Origin of the sequence: Leucobacter shiyiweii (genome assembly GCF_052446065.1) — a bacterium.
GTDB lineage: Bacteria > Actinomycetota > Actinomycetes > Actinomycetales > Microbacteriaceae > Leucobacter.
This window is the reverse complement of sequence record NZ_CM127080.1, coordinates 1,548,540-1,569,006: the sequence shown is the minus strand read 5'-3', so window position 1 is coordinate 1,569,006 and position 20,467 is coordinate 1,548,540. Positions and strand designations below refer to the sequence as shown.

19 protein-coding genes are annotated in these 20,467 nt (G+C 62.0%); 16 read left to right on the top strand and 3 right to left on the bottom strand.

Annotated features, from left to right (window positions below):
• Positions 1-191 precede the first annotated feature (191 nt).
• The 8 genes from ACTNFJ_RS07270 (at position 192) to ACTNFJ_RS07235 (ending at position 8,783) form a co-directional block, all read left to right on the top strand.
• A complete protein-coding gene (locus ACTNFJ_RS07270) occupies positions 192-902 on the top strand; it encodes a GntR family transcriptional regulator (protein WP_435905737.1) in 711 nt (236 codons plus the stop codon).
• On the top strand, positions 899-2,437 hold the full coding sequence (locus tag ACTNFJ_RS07265) for an MmgE/PrpD family protein (protein WP_435905736.1): 1,539 nt from the start codon (positions 899-901) through the stop codon (positions 2,435-2,437). The genes ACTNFJ_RS07270 and ACTNFJ_RS07265 overlap by 4 nt, the downstream gene beginning before the upstream one ends.
• A 10-nt stretch (positions 2,438-2,447) precedes the next feature.
• Positions 2,448-3,347, top strand: coding sequence for a methylisocitrate lyase (gene prpB, locus ACTNFJ_RS07260; protein WP_435905735.1), 900 nt, complete (start codon positions 2,448-2,450; stop codon positions 3,345-3,347).
• Positions 3,348-3,366: 19 nt separating this feature from the next.
• Positions 3,367-4,485 (top strand): bifunctional 2-methylcitrate synthase/citrate synthase, encoded by a 1,119-nt coding sequence (locus ACTNFJ_RS07255; RefSeq protein WP_435905734.1) that lies wholly within the window; start codon positions 3,367-3,369, stop codon positions 4,483-4,485.
• Between the two features lie 316 nt (positions 4,486-4,801).
• Complete coding sequence (locus ACTNFJ_RS07250; protein ID WP_435905733.1) at positions 4,802-5,926, top strand: ABC transporter substrate-binding protein; 1,125 nt, start codon at positions 4,802-4,804, stop codon at positions 5,924-5,926.
• A 70-nt stretch (positions 5,927-5,996) separates the two neighbouring features.
• Positions 5,997-6,833, top strand: a complete 837-nt coding sequence (locus ACTNFJ_RS07245; protein WP_435905732.1) for an ABC transporter permease — start codon at positions 5,997-5,999, stop codon at positions 6,831-6,833.
• Entirely contained in the window at positions 6,830-7,684 is an 855-nt protein-coding gene (locus tag ACTNFJ_RS07240) for an ABC transporter permease (RefSeq protein ID WP_435905731.1), read from the top strand. Before ACTNFJ_RS07245 ends, ACTNFJ_RS07240 begins: the two co-directional genes overlap by 4 nt.
• Positions 7,677-8,783: an ABC transporter ATP-binding protein gene (locus ACTNFJ_RS07235; RefSeq protein WP_435905730.1), complete on the top strand. Its 1,107-nt coding sequence runs from the start codon at positions 7,677-7,679 to the stop codon at positions 8,781-8,783. The genes ACTNFJ_RS07240 and ACTNFJ_RS07235 overlap by 8 nt, the downstream gene beginning before the upstream one ends.
• On the opposite strand, the gene ACTNFJ_RS07230 is transcribed toward ACTNFJ_RS07235, so the two are convergent.
• Genes ACTNFJ_RS07230 through ACTNFJ_RS07220 form a run of 3 tightly spaced genes read right to left on the bottom strand, consistent with a single transcriptional unit; the run spans position 8,780 to position 10,888 of the window.
• Complete coding sequence (locus tag ACTNFJ_RS07230; RefSeq protein ID WP_435905729.1) at positions 8,780-10,072, bottom strand: class I SAM-dependent methyltransferase; 1,293 nt, start codon at positions 10,070-10,072, stop codon at positions 8,780-8,782. The two genes, ACTNFJ_RS07235 and ACTNFJ_RS07230, sit on opposite strands and share 4 nt — an antisense overlap.
• Positions 10,073-10,076: 4 nt before the next feature.
• Positions 10,077-10,508 (bottom strand): DUF4190 domain-containing protein, encoded by a 432-nt coding sequence (locus ACTNFJ_RS07225; protein ID WP_435905728.1) that lies wholly within the window; start codon positions 10,506-10,508, stop codon positions 10,077-10,079.
• Positions 10,509-10,543: 35 nt separating this feature from the next.
• Positions 10,544-10,888: a DUF4190 domain-containing protein gene (locus tag ACTNFJ_RS07220; RefSeq protein WP_435905727.1), complete on the bottom strand. Its 345-nt coding sequence runs from the start codon at positions 10,886-10,888 to the stop codon at positions 10,544-10,546.
• Between the two features lie 292 nt (positions 10,889-11,180).
• Here ACTNFJ_RS07220 and groES point away from each other — a divergent pair, with 292 nt between their 5' ends.
• From groES to guaA, 8 genes are all read left to right on the top strand, one after another.
• Positions 11,181-11,477, top strand: a complete 297-nt coding sequence (groES, locus tag ACTNFJ_RS07215; protein WP_435905726.1) for a co-chaperone GroES — start codon at positions 11,181-11,183, stop codon at positions 11,475-11,477.
• Positions 11,478-11,568: 91 nt separating this feature from the next.
• The gene (gene rarD / locus ACTNFJ_RS07210) at positions 11,569-12,522 is read left to right on the top strand and encodes an EamA family transporter RarD (protein ID WP_435905725.1); all 954 of its coding nucleotides are present in this window, start codon (positions 11,569-11,571) and stop codon (positions 12,520-12,522) included.
• A gap of 115 nt (positions 12,523-12,637) precedes the next feature.
• Positions 12,638-14,140 carry an IMP dehydrogenase gene (gene guaB / locus ACTNFJ_RS07205; protein WP_435905724.1) on the top strand — a complete coding sequence of 501 codons (1,503 nt, stop codon included), beginning with the start codon at positions 12,638-12,640 and terminating at the stop codon, positions 14,138-14,140.
• Between the two features lie 42 nt (positions 14,141-14,182).
• Complete coding sequence (locus ACTNFJ_RS07200; RefSeq protein WP_435905723.1) at positions 14,183-15,304, top strand: GuaB3 family IMP dehydrogenase-related protein; 1,122 nt, start codon at positions 14,183-14,185, stop codon at positions 15,302-15,304.
• Between the two features lie 5 nt (positions 15,305-15,309).
• Positions 15,310-17,037 carry a glycerol-3-phosphate dehydrogenase/oxidase gene (locus ACTNFJ_RS07195; protein WP_435905722.1) on the top strand — a complete coding sequence of 576 codons (1,728 nt, stop codon included), beginning with the start codon at positions 15,310-15,312 and terminating at the stop codon, positions 17,035-17,037.
• Positions 17,038-17,251: 214 nt separating this feature from the next.
• A complete protein-coding gene (locus tag ACTNFJ_RS07190) occupies positions 17,252-18,088 on the top strand; it encodes an SURF1 family cytochrome oxidase biogenesis protein (RefSeq protein WP_435905721.1) in 837 nt (278 codons plus the stop codon).
• 69 nt (positions 18,089-18,157) lie between these two features.
• Positions 18,158-18,673: a DUF3817 domain-containing protein gene (locus ACTNFJ_RS07185; RefSeq protein WP_435905720.1), complete on the top strand. Its 516-nt coding sequence runs from the start codon at positions 18,158-18,160 to the stop codon at positions 18,671-18,673.
• Positions 18,670-20,256: a glutamine-hydrolyzing GMP synthase gene (gene guaA, locus ACTNFJ_RS07180; RefSeq protein WP_435905719.1), complete on the top strand. Its 1,587-nt coding sequence runs from the start codon at positions 18,670-18,672 to the stop codon at positions 20,254-20,256. The genes ACTNFJ_RS07185 and guaA overlap by 4 nt, the downstream gene beginning before the upstream one ends.
• Positions 20,257-20,467 lie beyond the last annotated feature (211 nt).

The following is a 20,467-nucleotide window of genomic DNA, read 5'->3' as shown; positions in this document are numbered from 1 at the left end:
ATTCTGGATCCCATCATTCTTCGACGGTGCCAGTTGAACTCAATCCCGCGATTCAGTCGGGATGGGCTTGTTCCCTGGCTTTGAGCTATGGCACCGCCAATTGAGGCATTGCTCGTTCGCTTGTATACAAAATACGTTAATTGCTTGACTTGTGAGGGGAATTTCGTAACTATGTATACATGGAGCGTGTGATGAGTGAGCGGGCAAGCGATCGTGCCTACCGTATGCTCCGGCGGGACATACTCGAGTTGGCGCTCTCGCCCGGCGAGGTGATCGCCGAGGTTGAGACCGCAGCACGGTTGGGGGTCTCCCGAACCCCGCTGCGGGAGGCGGTCGGGAGGCTACTCGCCGACGGACTGATCGTGCCCGAGGGCGCGCGCGGGGTGGCTGTCGCACCGATCTCCCCGGAAGATGTCACTGCCCTAACCGAACTGCGTGAAGGTCTCGACACCCAAGCTGCCCGGCTAGCCGCACTTCGCGGCGATCCCGAGACCTTCACGCGGCTTGCTGACGAGTTCGCTGCGCTCGCTGCATCACTTCCGGGCCCTGACGGGCCGGTAGCCGATCGAGACGCGACCTATGATCTCGCAGCGCGCCTCGACCTTGCCATCGATACTGCGGCGGCCAGCCCAGCGCTTGCGGCCTCGCTTGCCCAGGTCCGACTGCGACTCGCACGAGTGCGTCGCCTTGCGCAGGACCGCCCTGCGCGGCTCGCCGAGTCAGCAAGCGAGCACCGCCAAATCGCCGAGTCCATCTCATGGCGTGACCCCGAACTCGCGGCGAACGCCGTGCGCGTGCATTTGCACCGCAGTCTGGATCACGCACGCAAGCGTCTTGCCGAACGTGACGCAGAGCTTTCGTTAGAACACCCCACTGTCTCTTCAGTAAAGGAACCAGCATGACCAAACTTCACCCCGTACGCGTGTACCGCAGCGACGAGCCACTGCCGCGATCCGAGCAGCTGGCCTGGAAGATCGCGGAGGTCGCGACTGACCGAGCCCCGCTCGATGCAGCGGCTGTAGAGATGGCCGTCAATCGGGTGATCGATAATGCGTCAGTGGCAGCAGCTTCGCTGACTCGATCTGCACCGAGCGCAGCGCGCCAGCAGGCGCAGCAGCATCCGGCATCTGTCGGTGGCTCGGGATCCACCGTCTTCGGCCTGAACGCAAGTGACCGCCACTCACCCGAGTGGGCGGCGTGGGCAAACGGTGTGGCGGTGCGCGAGCTGGACTATCACGATACGTTCTTGGCGGCCGACTACTCACACCCCGGAGACAATATCCCGGCTATCGTCGCCGTTGCGCAGCACCTGGGAGAGTCCCATTCGCTGACTGGTCACGATGTCGTGCGCGGAATCCTCACCGGGTACGAGATTCAGATCGACCTGGTGAAAGCGATCTGTCTCCACGAGCACAAGATCGATCACGTGGCACACCTCGGACCCTCCGCCGCGGCAGGCATTGGCACTCTGCTCGGCCTCGACACCGAGACTGTGTTTCAGGCTATTGGTCAGGCGCTGCACACCACGACGGCGACCCGACAGTCGCGCAAGGGTGAGATTTCGTCTTGGAAGGCCCACGCTCCGGCTCTCGCCGGCAAGGTGGCGGTAGAGGCCGTCGACCGCGCGATGCGCGGAGAAACCAGCCCCACTCCGATCTATGAGGGTGAGGACGGGGTGATCGCCTGGCTGCTGGGTGGTAAGGAGGCTCGATACGAAGTGCCCCTGCCAGAAAAGGGTGAGGCGAAGCGCGCCATTCTCGACAGCTACACCAAGGAACACTCGGCCGAGTACCAAGCGCAAGCTTGGATCGACCTCGCGCGCAAGCTGAATCGCGAGCATCCCGAAATCATCGACCCGGCGAACGTCGAACGCATCGTGATCGAGACGAGCCACCACACCCATTACGTCATCGGCTCGGGTGCAAACGATCCGCAGAAGTACGATCCCACAGCGAGTCGAGAGACGCTCGATCACTCGATTCCCTACATCTTCACCGTCGCCCTGCAAGACGGCGAGTGGCATCACGAGCGCTCCTACGCTCCCGACCGTGCGGCACGCCCCGACACTGTTGAACTGTGGCACAAGACCACCACAATTGAATCCAGCGAATGGACGAGGCGCTACCACTCACTCGACATAGGAGAGAAGGCGTTCGGGGGCGCAGTAGAGATTGTGCTCACTGACGGGCGCGTGATCCGCGATCAAATCGCGGTGGCTGACGCCCACCCGCTCGGTGCCCGGCCCTTCGCCCGTGAACAGTACGTACAGAAGTTCCGCATGCTCGCAGAGGAAGTGCTCGAGCAATCCGAAATTGAACGCTTCCTCGACCTCGCCCAGCGTCTCCCTGAGCTCACCAGCGCCGAACTGGGCGGCCTCACGATCCAGGCACGCCCAGGGCTCCTGAGTGCTGTGCGACCGTCTGCCGGAATCTTCTAGGGAGCCACGCGTGCTGTATTCAACGATCACTGCTGAGGCCAAGCGGGCAAGGTTTCGCGAAGAGCTTGCGAGCGGAAGGCTATTGCGGGTGCCTGGCGCCTTCAACCCACTTTCGGCGAAGCTCATCGAGGAAAAAGGCTTCGACGGTGTGTACATCTCGGGCGCCGTGCTCTCAGCCGACCTTGGGCTTCCCGACATCGGCCTGACCACGCTCACAGAGGTGGCCGGAAGAGGTGCGCAGATCGCGCGAGTCACGGAGCTACCGACGCTCATTGATGCAGACACGGGCTTCGGGGAGCCGATGAACGCGGCGCGAACCGTGCAGGAGATGGAGAATGCCGGTGTCTCGGGCCTCCACATCGAGGATCAGATTAACCCGAAGCGGTGCGGACACCTAGACGGGAAGGAAGTGGTCGGTCTTGACGTTGCCGTGCGGCGCATTCGCGCGGCGGTGGAAGGGCGGCGGGATCCGAACTTCCTCATCATGGCGCGCACCGACGTCCGAGCAGTAGACGGGTTGTCGGCTGCGCAGGATCGGGCGAAGGCCCTGGTTGACGCCGGCGCAGACGCGCTCTTCCCCGAAGCGATGCGGTCCCTTGAGGAGTTCGCTGCGATTCGTGAAGCAGTCGATGTTCCGGTGCTCGCGAACATGACTGAGTTCGGGAAGAGCGAACTGTTTACCACCGATCAGCTCGCGTCTGTCGGGATCAATCTCGTGATCTACCCTGTCTCACTGCTGCGCATGGCGATGGGAGCTGCGGCGCGCGCGCTCGATACGATAACCGCGGAGGGGTCCCTCACGAGCCGACTTGACGAGATGCAGCACCGAGCCGAACTGTACGAGCTCATCGACTACGAGAGCTATGCCGGATTCGATGCGAACATCTTCAACTTCTCGGTCGAAAAATAGGGTTCAAGGAGGAACTGCAATGACTGAACACGCGACTGAAATCAAAAAGGGACTTGCCGGGGTTATCGTCGATGAGACGGCCATCTCGAAGGTGAACCCCGAGAGCAATTCGCTGCTCTATCGCGGGTATCCCGTGCAGGAGCTCTCGGCCAAGTGCTCTTTTGAGGAGGTCGCGTGGCTTCTCTGGCATGGAGAGCTTCCGGGCCCAAATGAGCTCACTGCGTTCAGCGCGCGTGAACGAGCGATGCGGAGCCTCGATCCAGCGGTAAAGGCAACGATTGATCTATTGCCGGTTGAGGCACACCCGATGGATCTCACGAGAAGCGCAGTCAGTGCAATCGGGGCCCTCGACCCTGACGCAAACTCGGAAGGGATGGAGGCGAACCTCGCGAAGGCTGAGCGGCTCTTCGCCCAGCTTCCAGCTGTCGTCGCCTACATTCAGCGCAGGCGCCGCGGGCTCGGACTGATCGAGCCGCGCGACGACCTCGACTACTCGGCCAATTTCTTGTGGATGACGTTCGGCGAGCTTCCGTCTGCCGCGGCGATCGACGTGTTTCGTATCTCAATGGTTCTCTATGCAGAGCACTCCTTCAACGCGTCGACGTTTACGGCGCGCGTCATCACTTCCACAACGTCGGATCTGTACTCAGCGGTCACCGGAGCGATTGGGGCCCTCAAGGGCGCATTGCACGGGGGAGCGAACGAGGCGGTCATGCACATCTTCAGTGACATTGGCACTGCTGAGAACGTGAAGCCTTGGTTGGACGAGGCTCTCGCTGCGAAACGAAAAGTCATGGGGTTCGGTCACCGGGTGTACCGCAACGGCGATTCCCGGGTACCGACGATGAAGGCCGCGCTTGACGTGCTGATCGCCGAGCGTGGAGCGACCGAACTCATCGCACTCTACGATGCGCTCGAGGCCGATTTCGTCGCACGCAAGGGGATCTATCCCAACCTTGATTATCCATCAGGACCTGCCTATCACCTGCTGGGTTTCGACACGGAAGTCTTCACGCCGCTCTTTGTTGCGAGCCGTGTTACCGGTTGGACCGCGCACATCATTGAGCAGCAAAGATCAAATGCGCTGATCCGCCCTTTGTCTGCATACAACGGGGTTGCCGAACGACACATCGGGTGACCGTTCTGGCCACGGGGTCATGCTGAGTGCGTGCAGTCTCAGTAGGGCCCTGTGGCAACACGAATTCGCGTGTTGAACAGTACTCAGGCTCGCAACCATTCGAACCCGATGTGGGACGACGAAGAGATCGGCCAGAACGCTCCCTGACCTGGCCCAGCCGCGCGACTGAACGGAATTTAGATGCCGTTCACTTTCGCGACAGGTCGTGTCCATTTCGAGGTGGTCTCCTGTTTCATCGAGATCTTTAGGGTGGCTCTGGTGCCCGACTCTTGGAGCCCGCGGATCAGCGGGCGGGGCGGGCCGCGAGAGGACCACCGTGATTCGTCGCAATCTCATCGCTTCCGGAGCAATCGCCACGCTGGCGCTGCTTGGCCTGAGCGCCTGCAGCTCAGGGACGACCGATTCTCCGGATACCCCATCCGCTGTCGATGCCGCAACCGCTACCAGCGCCGAGGACTTCGGCGGGTTCGACGCATTGGTCGCTGCAGCGCAGGCCGAGGGTGAACTGAATGTGATCGCGCTTCCCGAGAACTGGGCCAACTACGGCAAGATTATTGCCGCGTTCGAGGACGAGTACGGGATCACCGTAAACTCAGCGTCACCGGATGTCTCCAGCGCCGAAGAGATTCAGGCTGCCGAGAACCTCAAAGGCCAGGACACCGCCCCCGACGTGTTCGATCTCGGCACTGCGGTCGCGCTCGATAGTCTCAAGTACTTCGCTCCCTACCAGGTGCAAACCTGGGCCGACATCCCTGCCGAGAACAAGGAGGCCACCGGCCTCTGGGTGAACGATTACACCGGCCTGATGTCGATCGGCTATAACACGGAGTTGGTTGATGCCCCGGTATCGCTCGATGATCTTCTAAGTGAGAAGTACAAGGGATCCGTGGCGCTCAATGGCGACCCGACGCAGGCGGGTGCAGCCTTCGCGGGGGTTGGCCTCGCCACCGTGCAAAATGACGGCAGCCTTGACAACTTCCAAACAGGCATCGATTTCTTCGCCGAGCTGAACGCCGCGGGCAACTTCCTCACGGTTGACCCCACCCCCGCGACGATCGCCTCGGGGGAGACTCCCGTGGTCTTCGACTGGTCGTACAACAACATCGCCGAGAAGCAGAACGTACCTTCCTGGGAGAATCTCGTGCTGCCCGGTGTGGCTTATGGTGCCTACTACAACCAGGCGATCAACAAAGACGCGCCGCACCCTGCTGCGGCTCGACTGTGGCAGGAGTGGATCTTTAGCGACATCGTGCAGAATCTGTACCTTGAGAGCGGCGCGTTCCCGGTACGTCTCGCGGCAATGGAAGCGGCCGGCACCGTTGATGCCGAGGCGTTGATGTCAGCAGGCGGGCTTCCCGAGCAACTCGTAAGCGCCGATGAGGCTCAGGCTGCTGCAGCGAATGAACTGCTTGCCGCTGCCTGGCCCGGCGTCATCGGGTAACTGGCCGGGCTTTGGGTCGTAGTGTCGGGCGATACCCGGCACTACGATCCATCCACGATTGGACATGCTCATGAAGTGGCTCGGTCTCACACCGTTTGCACTCTACCTACTCGCCTTTCTGGCACTTCCCGCGACCTTAGCGATAGGTACCGGATTCTTCGACACAGACGGTGCGCTGACGCTCGATAACTTTGCAGTGCTCCGTGAACCCACAGTGCTGCAGACCTTCTGGGCATCAATCTGGGTGAGTGCACTTACAGCGCTGCTCGGCGCTGTAATTGGCGCTCTCCTGTGTTACGCCCTGCTTGGCACGCGGGAGGGCGGTACCTTGCGTCGCGCGATAGATGCTGCGTCCAGTGTGCTCGCTCAGTTCGGTGGTGTCATGCTGGCATTTGCGTTCATCGCGACCATAGGCATCCAAGGCATTCTTACCGTGCTGTTGCGGGAGCAATTCGGTCTGGACATTTTCGAGAACGGCGTGTGGCTGTATCAGCTTCCGGGCCTGATCTTGCCCTACCTCTATTTTCAGGTTCCCCTCATGGTCATTGTGTTCTTCCCCGCCATGCAGGGTCTGCGGCGAGAGTGGGCCGAGGCGAGCGCAACGCTCGGTGGTGGAGTACTGACCTACTGGGCGCGCGTCGCGGGCCCGATCCTCGCGCCGTCGTTTCTTGGTTCTCTCTTGCTGCTATTTGCGAACGCGTTTTCGTCGTATGCGACCGCTGCCGCGCTGATCAGTCAGGGTGCCCAGATCGTGCCCCTGCAGATTCGCGCAGCGCTTATCGCAGAGACCGGGGTGAGTCGTGCCAACTCAGCGGGTGCACTGGCTCTCGGCATGTTGCTCGTGATGCTCATCGTCATGCTGGGCTATTCCGCGCTGCATCGTCGGGCCGCAAGGTGGCAAGGATGAGCACTGAACTGAGCGCCCGCGTGGTGCGTTCGGTGAACGGACTCCCCGCTCCCTGGCTGCGCCGCACAATCTTTGTGGTGATCTGTGGGCTGTTTCTCGTCCCGATCGTTTCAATGCTGTGGTTCACATTCCGGCTGCAGGGCGGCGGCATCGGAGTCGAGCACTGGTTGGCTCTGTTCAACCCGGAAAACGAACGCACCTATCGCAATCTCGTGAGGGGCATCACCAACTCGCTGATGCTGGCGGTGCTCACGATCGCGATCGTATGGGTGCTCTTTCTCCCCACCCTCGTGCTGGTGCACCTGCAGTTTCCGAAACTTGCGCGAGCGTTCGAGTTGCTTTCCGTGCTGCCTCTCGCCGTCCCCGCCATCGTGCTCGTTGTCGGGTTCGCGCCCCTGTACCGGGTCATTACACAGTTTCTTGGCAGTGGGGTGTGGACACTCAGCCTCGCCTACGGTGTCTTAGTTTTGCCCTTTGCCTATCGTGCGATCGCCTCCGATCTTCAGGGGATGAACGCGGTAGCTATGGCCGAAGCTGCGCGCACCCTCGGTGCGAGTAGGCGCACCGTGCTTACGCGTATCATCGCTCCCGGGTTACGAACCGGGCTCACGAGCGCCACGCTGATTACGGCAGCCATCGTGCTAGGCGAATTCACGGTATCTTCACTTCTCAACCGCGTCACAATGCAGGTTGCGCTTGTCGAGGTCTCCAAGAGTGACCCGTATGCGGCAGTGATCACCTCGCTCCTCTCGCTCATTATCGTCTTTGCGCTGCTGTTCGCGTTCGCTTCGGTGAACTCCTTAGGCCGCAAACGCAATTCTCAACAGAAGGAGGTCGGCACGAATGGCTGATACAGCTGCCGAGCCGAGGTCAAACGGCACCAGCATCACCTTCACCGGCGTGACCAAGACATATGGCTCGAATGCGGTTCTTCACCGAATCGATCTTGACGTGCAACAGGGCGAGTTCATCGCGCTCCTCGGGCCCTCGGGCTGCGGAAAGACCACATTGCTGCGTTGCCTCGCCGGGCTCGAAACGGTTACGAGCGGTGAGATCACCGTCAACGGGGCCGACATTGCGCGCGTGCCAGCAAATAAGCGCGATATGGGCGTGGTCTTTCAGGCTTACTCGCTCTTCCCGCACATGTCCGTCAGACAGAACGTTGAGTTCGGTCTGCGTATGCGTAAGGTTGCCGGGCCGCAGCGAACAGCGCGAGTGGAGGAGTCGCTCGAGCTCGTGGGGCTCGCGCACCTTGGCGATCGCTATGCACACACGCTGTCGGGAGGGCAACAGCAGCGAGTGGCGCTTGCGCGCGCACTCGTGACTAGGCCCCGGGCGCTGCTGCTTGACGAGCCGCTTTCCGCGCTCGACGCGAAGGTGCGTGTGCGCCTGCGCGACGAAATCAAAGCGATTCAGACCGAGCTGGGTATCACCACCATCTTCGTGACTCACGATCAAGAAGAAGCGCTCGCGGTCGCCGATAGGGTCGCCGTAATGAAAGACGGGGTGATCGAACAGCTCGGTGCGCCGGAGGAGCTGTATCGGCGCCCGGCAACATCGTTCGTGGCTCAGTTCATTGGTGAATCTAATCGAGTACCGGGAACGCTCCTTGGCGATCGGGTCAACATTTTCGACACGCAGCTCCCGGTAATTGGTGCAGTAGGGCTGCGGGAGGGTTCTGCAGTGCACGCGTTTGTGCGGCCCGAGCAGTTCTTGCTGAGCAGACTCACCGATCAGGCACGCCCAGAGGATCGCGATGCGCGTCCGGGCGCGGGCACCCGAGCGGTGGTGGTCTCGAGTGGTTTCCTCGGTGCCCAGCGACGAACAGTGGTGCGCCTACAAGACGGTGAGCTCTTGGCCGTACAACACTCGGCGAGTGAGTGCTTCTCCGTTGACGAGCTAGTTGGCTTGCGTCTTGCCGGAGACCCGGTCGCGGTGGAGCGCGCCTAGTCGGGGTTGCCGAACGTAGGAGGCATCGAGCAGCGTTCCGCGAGAAGTGTGATGTGTCGCCCCTGCGCCCGCGTGAGGATCAGGGTGGCTCGATTCGGCCCCCGCAGCTTCAGCCTGGAGCGCAGTGCCGCCGGGTCTACGTCGGCCCCGCGTTTCTTGATCTCGAGCGAACCGATTCCTCGCTCTGAGAGGGCTCGGCGCAACTGCTTTTCCTGACCAGGCAACTCCTCAATCACGCGGAATGCCTGTGCGAAGGGGGTCTGCACGAGCGAGTCGGCAGTGAGGTAAGCGATTGCATCGCTCACCATCCCGGCATTCAACTGCTCGGCGAGCAAACCAATCAATCGCGCCCGAATCACCGCGCCGTCGGGCTCGTAGAGATAGCTCCCTAGCTCACGCGTGTCGGCATCAAGATGATCCACTGCGGCAGTCATCTCGTGCTTCGCGTCCCCACGCACCACGAGTGCTGCACGGCCCACACCAGGTCGAGCAACCGAGCCGAACCAGAGCCCGGTTTCAACCAATTGGCCATCAACGGAGATCCACTGAGCTTCCGCTGCCTCCGGGATGAGCTCTCGATCGAAACCAGGGCCCAGCTTCACTCCAGTGGGCAAGCGGTCGGCAAGGCCGAACGCAAACTCGAGTGACGGAGAGTAGTCGGCGGGGGAGGAGAGCCTGCGAGTATCACGGTGGCCCGCGGTGCGCCGGGCGGGATCCAGAAACACTCCATCAATTCCCGCGAAACTCATCGCTTCCGCGTCGCCTACGGAAACTCGAGGAGGAACCGACTCAGAACTGCCGGATGCGATGGAGAGATTGTAATCTGCGATCTGCGCGGTAAAGGGGTCAATCTCGACGGCTCGCACCTCACGGCCCGCAGCCATCAGTGCGAGAGACTCCGCACCGATACCGCAGCCCAGATCGGCGACTACCCGACATCCTGCAGCCGCGAAACGTTGTGCGTGGGTGTCGGCGACGATGGACCGAGTGGCCTGCTCGAGTCCGGCCGGGGTGTACAGGTAGCGCCCGGCGGCGCGGCCGAACTTTAGTGTGGCCTTGCGGCGGAGATCCGCCTGGCTCAGCAGCGCCGCAGCTTCGTCGGGCGGAACACCCTGGGCGCGCAGGCGCGCACCCAACTCGAAGGCGCCCACACCACTCGCGAGTTCGCGTTCAACCTCCGTGAGTTGATCGCGACCGGAAGGTGTGAAGAGCGTAGACCAGCCGGGTGGGGTTGTACGTGAAGCGGGCCCCGAGGTGATCCCCCGAGGCCCGCTGTGAAATGGCTTCACCTGATTAGAACGAGTCGTCGAACCCGGAAGGATCGAACTCGGAAAAGGCTGCCCCCATGGTCGCGAGCATGATCGCAATGAACGCGAAGTAGGAGATGACCGCGATAATCGCACCCGCGATCATCACGTATCCAATGATGAGCGCGGTCAGCGCTACCCCTCGGCCGGTGTCACCGTTGCGCTTTATCTGGCTCATGCCCATGTGGCCGAAGACGATGCCAGCGATCGGCTGGATGAAAGCGAGAACGATGGCGATGAGCGCATACGCGTTCATGTGCGCCAGAGTGGTCGGAGGCGCCGGGCGCAGAGCCTCGGGCTGGTAGCTGGCCTGCTGTTCGTCCTGAACCAGCAATCCGGGCTCGCTTCGCTCGAATTGGTTTGCGTCTGGCAGCGCCGAAGTCTGCTGCTCGGGGACGGGCGGAATGGGAGTTGACATAGTTTCTTTCTGTGCGGTGACGGTATCGGACGTGACTAGTAGCTGACGCCGCTCATTCCGATCGAAGCGATGATCGCGATCCACACGAAGATAGCAACCACCCAAGCGGCGACGCCGATGTAGCCGATGATGAGCGCGGCGATCGCAAGGCCGCGGCCACCCTCGCCAGTCTTTTTGATCTGGCTCAGCGCAATGTGGCCGAGGATCACGCCGACCAAACTCACGATGATGGAGGCGATTAGCGCGATGATCGCCATCGTGTTTGTGGGCGGGTTCGCGGGCTGCTGTGGAGCCGCGTATTGCTGCGGAGGTGCGTACTGGGGAGCAGCGGGCTGTTGCGGGGTTGCGGGCTGCTGGTTCGGGTCGTAGGGGGTCGTCATAGGGGACTCCTCAATTCAGCTGACGGGCTCTGTTGCCCCGATCAGTCACTCATGATTATCCCATAGGGGAGCCAAATATTGGTTAAACAGCCGTCGTGAAACTGTGGAACTTTGAGCTATTCGCGGCGGGCTAGGTGGCGATGTCTGGCTCCTAACCTGTTCGCCCGCCGCGATACCGGTGCACGATGCTGGCACTCACCTTGCGAGAGTGCTAGCGGAGACCATAGAATTCCAACAGGGCGCCCGCCCTTGGGCGCAGTACTAGTTTTCCGCTTCAAGAAAGAGGTCACCCGTGTCGGTCTCCATCAAGCCGCTCGAAGATCGCATTGTTATCAAGCAGGTCGAAGCAGAGCAGACGACCGCTTCAGGTCTGGTTATTCCCGACAGTGCTAAGGAGAAGCCCCAGGAGGGCGAGGTCATGGCCGTAGGCCCCGGCCGTATTGATGACAATGGAAACCGCGTGCCGCTCGACGTCACCGTGGGCGATATCGTGCTCTACTCGAAGTTCGGCGGCACCGAGGTCAAGTACGGGGGCAACGAGTACCTCGTGCTCTCGGCTCGCGACATCCTCGCGGTAGTTGTGCGTTAATTTCTCAGGGTTCTGGGAGGGGTCGGTGCAGTGCACCGGCCCCTCTTTTTGTGTGCATTGAGAGACTGTGCAATGGTACTAGGCTGGCGTGGTGACGAATCGTTCGGGCTATTTCTACGGTGTCGCAGCGTACCTGTGGTGGGGCGCGTTCCCGCTCTTCTTTACCTTGCTGAGTCCGATAGATCCCCTCGAAATCGTGCCGTGGCGAGTTATGACCGCGGTTGTCTTTTGCGTTATCGCGGTTGTGGTCATGCGTTCGTTTGGAGCCCTGACGCGGGTTTTCAAATCCCCCAAACAACTGGGATGGTTCGCGGTCTCGTCGATCTTGCTCTATGCGAACTGGCAGATCTTTGTGATCGCGATAGTCACTGGCCAGATTCTCGAGGCCTCGCTCGGCTATTTCATCAATCCACTCATGACTGTGTTTATCGGTGTCCTCGTGCGCCGAGAGAGACTGCGCCGAGCGCAGTGGGCGGCGGTCGGAATTGCAAGCACGGGAGTGATTATTGGTGCGATTGCCTACGGCAGTTTCCCCTGGCTCGCTCTCGGGTTGGCCGTGACGTTCGCCCTCTACGGGGCGGTGCGCAAGCAGGCCAGCGAGGATATCGATCCGCTCTCCGGGCTGACGGTGGAGACCCTTGTTGCTCTGCCAGTCGCGGCCTTACAGTTACTTGCACTGGTGCTGCTGGGTGGCTCGCTCACTGCCTTCACACATGGGCCGGCGGTGACAATTCCCCTTCTTCTGAGCGGAGTCGCAACCGCAATTCCGCTCCTTCTTTTTGGTGCCGCGAATCGACGCTTGCCGCTGTCTCACCTTGGTTTTATTCAGTTCTTGACTCCAATCTTGGGGTTTCTCAGCGGATACTTCATCTTCCACGAGGAGATGCCGCTGGCACGCTGGATCGGCTTTGTTGCTGTGTGGATCGCGCTAGTCATCCTCGTTACCGACATGGTCGTGGCCATGCGGCGCTCGCGAGCGCTTCCCGTGGGAACGCGAGAACCCGAGGTCACTACTGCCGAAATTGCGACGCAACCAGCGCCCTAGGGTCCGTTGCGAGCATGCACTCGGCTCGCTGCGATTACACTAGACAGACGGCCATACTCCGGCCACAGGACGGCGTCGTTCGCTCCCACCGCACCGATCTGCAGAAGAGGTCTTCATGGAACAGCGCGATCCGTTCGCCTTCACCGGACTCACCTACGACGACGTGCTGCTGCTCCCGGCGCACACCGACGTGATCCCGAGTGAGGCGGACACCTCGACACAGCTGACGCGGCGCATCAGACTCGGCATGCCGCTAGTCTCGGCCGCGATGGACACGGTGACTGAAACTCGGATGGCGGTGGCGATGGCGCGCAATGGCGGCATTGGCATTTTGCATCGCAATCTTTCGATTCAGGATCAGGCCGAAATGGTTGACCGGGTGAAGCGCAGCGAAGCTGGAATGATTACGAATCCGGTGACCACGACCATCGATGCGACTGTCGCGGAGGTTGACGCGGTATGCGGCGAATATCGCGTGTCAGGTCTTCCGGTGATCGACAAGCAGGGCACGCTCGTGGGAATTATCACGAACCGTGATATGAGGTTCATCGATCCGGCCGAGCGCGCGACGCTGCGCGTCGGTGAGGTAATGACTCGGATGCCACTCGTGACAGCACCCGTGGGGATCTCGCGCACAGATGCCGCGGAGATCTTCAATAAGCACAAGATTGAGAAGCTGCCGCTGGTCGACGAGAGTGGCAAGCTGACCGGGCTGATAACGGTAAAGGATTTCGACAAAGAAGAGCAGTATCCCAACGCCACGAAGGACGACGCCGGGCGGCTGCGCGTGGGTGCCGGCATTGGGTTCTTCGGGGATGCGTGGAAACGCGCTGGCGAACTGCTCGAAGCCGGTGTCGACGTACTCGTTGTCGATACCGCGAACGGTGACAGCCGGGGTGTGCTCGATATCATCTCAAAGCTCAAGGCCGATCCGGCGTTTGCTGCAATCGATGTCATTGGCGGGAATGTCGCGACCTACGCTGGCGCGCGCGCCATCGTCGAAGCAGGCGCCGACGCAGTGAAGGTGGGGGTCGGTCCCGGCTCGATCTGCACGACGCGGGTGATTGCCGGCGTCGGGGTGCCCCAGGTCACCGCGGTGTATGAGGCAGCGAAGGCGGCGACTCCGGCCGGCGTGCCCGTGATCGCCGACGGCGGATTGCAGTACTCAGGCGACATCGCCAAAGCCCTGGTAGCAGGTGCCTCATCGGTCATGCTCGGCTCGCTCTTCGCCGGCACCGACGAGAGCCCGGGCGATCTCGTCTTCGTGGGTGGGAAGCAATACAAGACGTATCGGGGCATGGGCTCGCTCGGAGCGCTTCAGACCCGAGGCGAGCGCACTTCGTACTCGAAGGATCGCTATTTTCAGGCCGATGTCCCGAGCGACGAGAAGCTGATCCCCGAGGGTATCGAGGGACAGGTGCCCTACCGTGGCCCGGCCGGTGCCGTTGCACACCAACTCATCGGTGGGCTGCGCCAGTCGATGTTTTACGTCGGTGCGCGATCGATCGATGAGCTCAAGGAGCGCGGCCAGTTCGTGCGCATCACCGCAGCTGGCCTGAAAGAGAGTCACCCGCACGACGTGCAGATGGTTGTTGAGGCACCGAACTACCGGAGGTGACGCGTTCATCTCGGAGTCACTCTGAGCCGGTAGGCTGGTGTCGTGAGTAACGAGATCGAAATCGGCCGCGGAAAGCGTGCGAGACGCGTCTATACCTTCGACGAGATCGGTATCGTGCCGACCCGACGAACGCGCGACCCAGAGGTCGTCTCGACCCAGTGGTCGATTGACGCATTCCAGTTCGAAATTCCCGTGCTGGGTGCGCCGATGGACTCCGTGATGTCTCCTGAGACGGCGATCGCTCTGGGGCGTCTGGGCGGACTCGGTGTGCTGAACCTCGAAGGATTGTGGACCAGATACGAGGATCCTCAGCCGCTGCTCAACGAACTCGCGACGCTGAGTGATGACGCTGACACGGTCAAGCGCATGCGGGAGATGTACGCTGCGCCGATTCGCCCAGAACTCATTCGCGATCGTCTCGGTGAGATTCGAGCGGCCGGTGTCACAGTCGCGGGCGCACTGTCGCCGCACCGCACCGCAGAGTTTCACGACACGGTCGTCAAAGCAGGCGTTGATCTTTTCGTGATTCGGGGCAATACGGTGTCTGCCGAACATGTGTCGGTCGATGGCCGCCAGCCGCTCAACCTGAAGCAGTTCATCTATGAACTCGACGTTCCGGTAATCGTGGGGGGCGCGGCGACCTACCAGTCGGCGCTGCACCTCATGCGCACGGGCGCAGCCGGTGTGCTCGTCGGCTTCGGCGGCGGTGCTTCCTCGACAACCCGCGCCACTCTTGGTATCCGCGCACCGATGGCGTCAGCAATCGCAGACATCGCTGGAGCTCGATCCGACTACCTTGACGAGTCGGGTGGGCGTTACGTGCACGTGATCGCCGACGGTGGGCTCGGTACCTCAGGCGACATAATTAAGGCGGTCGCCTGCGGAGCCGATGCGGTGATGCTCGGTGCGACGCTCGCTCGCGCGACTGACGCTCCGGGGCAAGGGTGGCACTGGGGCCAGGAGGCTCATCATGATGACCTTCCTCGCGGCAAGCGCATGCGCGTGGGTGGGGTGGCGCCGCTGACCGAGGTCATTGCGGGGCCCGCGCACGTCGCAGACGGCACCGCCAACCTTATTGGCGCACTGCGACGGGCTATGGCCACCACCGGCTACTCCGAGCTGAAAGAATTTCAGCGCGTCGGTATCGTGTACGCAGAGCGGTAGGAACCATGGCAACGCAGGAATCACGAAGCACCGATCGGCTGGGGCCTGCAGAGCGCGATGCGGCGCTTGCCACGCTTCGAGATTCCGAACACGAGCTCGATGTGCTTGTCATCGGCGGGGGCATTACCGGAGCTGGCGCTGCGCTCGATGCCGTCACCCGCGGATTGTCCACAGGAATGGTCGAGTCGCGCGACTGGGGCTTTGGTACCTCCAGCCGGTCGTCGAAGCTCGTGCATGGCGGGATCCGCTATCTGGAGCAAATGAACTTCTCGCTCGTGCGCGAGGCGCTCACCGAACGCGGCTTGCTCCTGCAGCGGATTGCGCCTCACCTGGTGCGCCCCGTGCGATTCTTGTACCCCGTAACTGCTCCCGTTATCGAACGCGCCTACGTCGGCGCCGGAATGATGCTGTACGACCTGTTCGCCCGCTCCGGCGGTCAGACGCCAGGGGTGCCGTGGCATCGCCACGTCTCGCGCAGGGGATTGCAACGTGATGCGCCTGGTTTGCGGAAAGGCGCATTTCGTGGGGGGCTGAGTTACAGTGACGCTCAGGTCGATGACGCGCGATATGTCGCGATGCTTGCCCGCACCGCCGCGTCATATGGTGCTCACGTCGCGAGCAGGGTGCGCGTCGAGGGATTCCTCAAAGTTGGCGAGCGGGTGGTCGGCGTGACCGCGCGCGACCTGATGGCCGACGAGACGTTCGAGATTCGCGCCAAGCAGGTGGTCAATGCCACTGGCGTCTGGACGAGTGACCTGCAGGAACTCGTGGGGGAGCGCGCCACGTTCTCGGTGCGGTCGTCGAAGGGCATCCATCTGGTGGTGCCGCGCGATCGCTTTCGATCAAAGTACGGGTTGCTGCTGCGCACGGCGAAAAGTGTGCTGTTCGTTATCCCCTGGGGGCGACACTGGCTCATCGGCACGACCGACACCGATTGGAAGCTCGACAAGGCACACCCCGCGGCGACAGCCGCCGATATTGACTATCTGCTCGAACAGGTCAATCGGGTTGTGGCGACGCCACTCACACGCGACGACGTCGAAGGCGTATTCGCCGGCCTGAGGCCGCTCCTTGCTGGTGAAAGCGATGAGACCTCGAAGCTCTCGCGCGAGCATCTTGTGGCGCAGCCGGTGCCTGGCCTTGTGATGGTCGCTGGGGGTAAATGGACAACGTACCGTGTGATGGCAAAGGACGCCATTGATGCTGCGGCAGACGCGCTCGATGGCCGCGTGCCGGCGTCGATTACCCACGACGTGCCGCTTTTGGGCGCGGAGGGCTACAAGGCGGCGTGGAATCGGCGCAATCGGGTTGCGCGTGCGTTTGACGTGCATCCCACCCGCATCGAGCACCTGTTGCGTCGGTACGGCTCGCTCACGGGCGAGCTCCTCGACCTGATTCGTGAGCGACCCGAGTTGGCAGATCCGCTGCCCGGCGCCGACGACTACATCGGGGCGGAGGTGGTGTACGCAGCCAGTCACGAGGGTGCGCTGCATCTTGACGACGTGCTTGCTCGGCGTACCCGGATTTCCATTGAGGCGTGGGACCGCGGGGTCTCCGCAGCTCCGGTCGCCGCAGCATTGATGGCGGGCGTGCTCGGCTGGTCGAAGTCACGCACCGAAACTGAGGTTGAGCGCTACCTGGCCCGGGTCGAAGCGGAGATCGCGAGCCAACAGCAGTTCACCGACGAAGCTGCGGATCGCGTGCGACTCGGCGCCCCCGAGCCGTCCGCCTGACAGCAGCTCCGTTTACTGGCCGCACGCAGCCCCTTCCTGCGGCACACCACCAGATTCAGTTCAGTCTCGAAGGCTACAATCTGGGGGTGTCGCGATCCCCCTGCGGAGCGCGAAACTCGCACTCAGTCCAGTCAAGGAGCGCTGCACCATCAGCACCACATCGACCGTCTCGCGGCGCCCGCAGTACACGGGTGAACCGACGCTCGGGCAGGTAATGCGCAGACCGCAGTGGATCGGTGCGCTGTTACTCGCGCTCGTCGTCGCGGCCGCCTTCGCTTGGCTCGGGCAGTGGCAGATGAGTTTCGCGATTCAGGCCGAGAATGACGATGCCGCAAGCAGCGAGATCTCGCGGCCGATTTCCGAGGTTACCGATGCAGGCACCTCTGTGGCCGATACCGCAGCAGGGATGGTGGTCTCGACATCTGGCGCCCTCGTGCCTGGAGATTTTCGGATTGTCGAGCAGCGAATGCACGGCGAGGAGCAGGGTGTTTGGGTGAGCGGTCACCTCGTGACGGAAGACGGACACCTCGCCGTGGCAATCGGTTGGGCTCGAACGGACGCTGAAGCTGCGCGAGCGATAGCCGCACTCGAGGACCGACTCGCTTCGCAAGGTTCATCTCTTGAGGTCGAAGGGCGATACATGCCTCCGGACGGTGCGGTACTGCCGAGGGGTGAAGAAAACCCGATGCGTATCGCGAGCATGGCTCCAGCTCAGCTCGTCAACCTCTGGCAGCCCTTTGAGGGGTCTGCGTACGGCGGTTTTCTGGTCATGCATCCGGGCGAGGGGGAGGGCCAAATCGCGGGCGAGGTGATCGAATCCCTCGGTCTGATCACCATCGAATCTGTGCCGCCGCTCCCGGTTGAAAAGGTGAACTGGCTCAATCTTTTCTACGCTGTCGAGTGGGTCGTGTTCGCGGGTTTCGCGATCTACTTCTGGTATCGACTCGCCCGCGACGCGTGGGAGAAGGAGCACGAACTTCAACTGCTTGCCGCTGCCGGGTCCGTGACCCACAGCGCGGGCGACCACGGCACCGGTAGCGCCGGCGGCTGACAGGCCGAACCGGTTTCGCCTGCGGGCGTCCGCCGATCCACAGTCTCGCACTCGAATAGAATGGACCCCATGGTTCTGCAGCCCAAACCAGCCGACTACCCACGGATCCGTCGGGCGCTGAAAGTGTACAAAGTCACTTCAGTGATCACCGGCACCATGCTGTTGCTGCTGTGCGCGGTAATGGTGATGAAGTATGCGTTTCAGGTGCAACTCTTTCTATTCACACCCGATGGCATTGCCTCGTTCGAGCCGCTTGCGCCCGAAGGTGTTGAGAGTGACTACCAGCCAGCCGGATTTGACCTCTTTAAGGCGATCCTGATCGCACACGGATGGTTCTACGTTGTGTATTTGATCTCGAATTTCATGCTGTGGAGCCCGATGCGATGGAACTTTATGAAGTTCCTGGTGCTCGCGCTCGGTGGCGTCATTCCGCTGCTTTCGTTCTTCCTCGAGGTGCGTGTTGCACGTCAGGTGAACGCCTTTCTTGACTCGCACGCAGATCCGGGCGGCACACCGCAAGACCCCCAATTTTCCCCTGACTCTCCCGCGGCAGAAGCCGCACACTCCTCGGAAGGCCGCCCATGACCGCAAATTCCCAGACCGCGCATCAGCCGGTGCTCGTCGTTGACTTTGGCGCACAGTACGCGCAGCTCATCGCGCGCCGCGTGCGCGAGGCGGGCGTGTTCTCCGAACTTGTGCCCCACACCATTTCCGTGGCTGAGGTTGTGTCGAAGCGACCGCTCGCAGTGGTGCTTTCGGGTGGGCCGTCGTCGGTCTACGAAGAGGGCGCCCCGCAATTTGACGCCGGCATATTCGAGTTGGGCATACCGGTGTTCGGCATATGTTACGGGTTCCAGGTGATGGCTCGAGCGCTGGGCGGCGAGGTCGGCAACACTGGTGATCGCGAGTATGGCGCAACGCCCACGACGGTGCTGGGCGGTGGCGGTGCGATCCTGGCTGGGCAGCCAGTCGAACAGAACGTCTGGATGAGTCACGGCGATGCGGTGCAGCAGGCGCCCGAAGGGTTCGAGGTCTTAGCCTCAACCTCGGTTACGCCCGTCGCCGCGTTCGGTTCTGCCGAGCGCAAGATGTACGGCGTGCAGTGGCACCCCGAGGTGCGGCACAGCGATCATGGGCAGCGTGTGCTTGAAAACTTCCTGCACGAGGTCGCGGGAATTCCTGCGGACTGGAACGCTGGCAACGTGATCGCGGAACAGGTGGATCGAATCCGCGCCCAGGTGGGCAACGGCAAGGTGATTTGTGGCCTTTCGGGTGGTGTCGACTCGGCGGTGGCCGCCGCGCTGGTGCAGAAGGCCGTCGGCGAGCAGCTCGTCTGTGTCTTTGTGGATCACGGCCTCTTGCGTCAAGACGAGCGACGTCAAGTGGAAGAAGACTTCGTCGATTCCACGGGAGTGCGCCTCGTGACAGTGGATGCGCGGGAGCAGTTTCTAACCGCGCTCGCTGGGGTGACTGATCCCGAGACGAAGCGAAAGATCATCGGCCGCGAGTTCATTCGCACCTTCGAGCAGGCCGAGGCCGAACTCGTTGCTGAGGCAGCTGAGGAGGATGGCGAGCCGATCCGCTTCCTGGTGCAGGGCACGCTGTACCCCGACGTTGTCGAGTCCGGCGGCGGATCGGGCACCGCGAATATTAAGAGTCACCACAATGTCGGCGGCCTTCCCGAAGACATGACCTTTGAGTTGGTTGAACCGCTGCGTGACTTGTTTAAAGACGAGGTGCGGGCGATCGGTCGTGAGCTTGGTCTGCCCGACGCGATAGTTTCGCGCCAGCCGTTCCCCGGTCCTGGACTTGGGATCCGCATCATCGGGGAGGTAACCGAAGATCGACTGGAAACGCTGCGCGCTGCAGACGCAATCGCTCGCGAGGAACTCACCGCAGCGGGCCTTGACGGTGAGATCTGGCAGTGTCCGGTGGTGTTGCTGGCCGATGTGCGCTCGGTGGGGGTGCAGGGCGACGGTCGCACGTACGGGCATCCCGTGGTGCTGCGTCCTGTCTCATCGGAAGACGCGATGACGGCTGACTGGACTCGGGTGCCGTACGACGTGCTTGCACGCATTTCGAACCGCATTACGAATCAGGTGCCGGAGGTTAACCGAGTGGTACTCGACGTGACGTCGAAGCCGCCCGGGACGATCGAATGGGAGTGAGCGTCAAGCGGGAGGCCATTTCTGGCCTCCCGTAGCTCACTCCGAGGCCGTCTCGGCCTCGGTGGTTGTGGGGGTGTTGTCAAGCGGGAGGCCATTTCTGGCCTCCCGTAGCTCACTCCGAGGCCGTCTCGGCCTCGGTGGTTGTGGGGGTGTTGTCAAGCGGGAGGCCATTTCTGGCCTCCCGTAGCTCACTCCGAGGCTACGGGGGCGG

Coding starts and splice junctions, on each gene's coding strand:
- ACTNFJ_RS07265 (WP_435905736.1), top strand. CDS start 899: ATGACCAAACTTCACCCCGTACGCGTGTACCGCAGCGACGAGCCACTG.
- guaA (WP_435905719.1), top strand. CDS start 18,670: ATGACCGCAAATTCCCAGACCGCGCATCAGCCGGTGCTCGTCGTTGAC.
- ACTNFJ_RS07195 (WP_435905722.1), top strand. CDS start 15,310: ATGGCAACGCAGGAATCACGAAGCACCGATCGGCTGGGGCCTGCAGAG.
- ACTNFJ_RS07255 (WP_435905734.1), top strand. CDS start 3,367: ATGACTGAACACGCGACTGAAATCAAAAAGGGACTTGCCGGGGTTATC.
- ACTNFJ_RS07240 (WP_435905731.1), top strand. CDS start 6,830: ATGAGCACTGAACTGAGCGCCCGCGTGGTGCGTTCGGTGAACGGACTC.
- guaB (WP_435905724.1), top strand. CDS start 12,638: ATGGAACAGCGCGATCCGTTCGCCTTCACCGGACTCACCTACGACGAC.
- ACTNFJ_RS07225 (WP_435905728.1), bottom strand. CDS start 10,508: ATGTCAACTCCCATTCCGCCCGTCCCCGAGCAGCAGACTTCGGCGCTG.
- ACTNFJ_RS07270 (WP_435905737.1), top strand. CDS start 192: ATGAGTGAGCGGGCAAGCGATCGTGCCTACCGTATGCTCCGGCGGGAC.
- ACTNFJ_RS07220 (WP_435905727.1), bottom strand. CDS start 10,888: ATGACGACCCCCTACGACCCGAACCAGCAGCCCGCAACCCCGCAACAG.
- ACTNFJ_RS07190 (WP_435905721.1), top strand. CDS start 17,252: ATGCGCAGACCGCAGTGGATCGGTGCGCTGTTACTCGCGCTCGTCGTC.
- ACTNFJ_RS07245 (WP_435905732.1), top strand. CDS start 5,997: ATGAAGTGGCTCGGTCTCACACCGTTTGCACTCTACCTACTCGCCTTT.
- ACTNFJ_RS07185 (WP_435905720.1), top strand. CDS start 18,158: ATGGTTCTGCAGCCCAAACCAGCCGACTACCCACGGATCCGTCGGGCG.
- ACTNFJ_RS07235 (WP_435905730.1), top strand. CDS start 7,677: ATGGCTGATACAGCTGCCGAGCCGAGGTCAAACGGCACCAGCATCACC.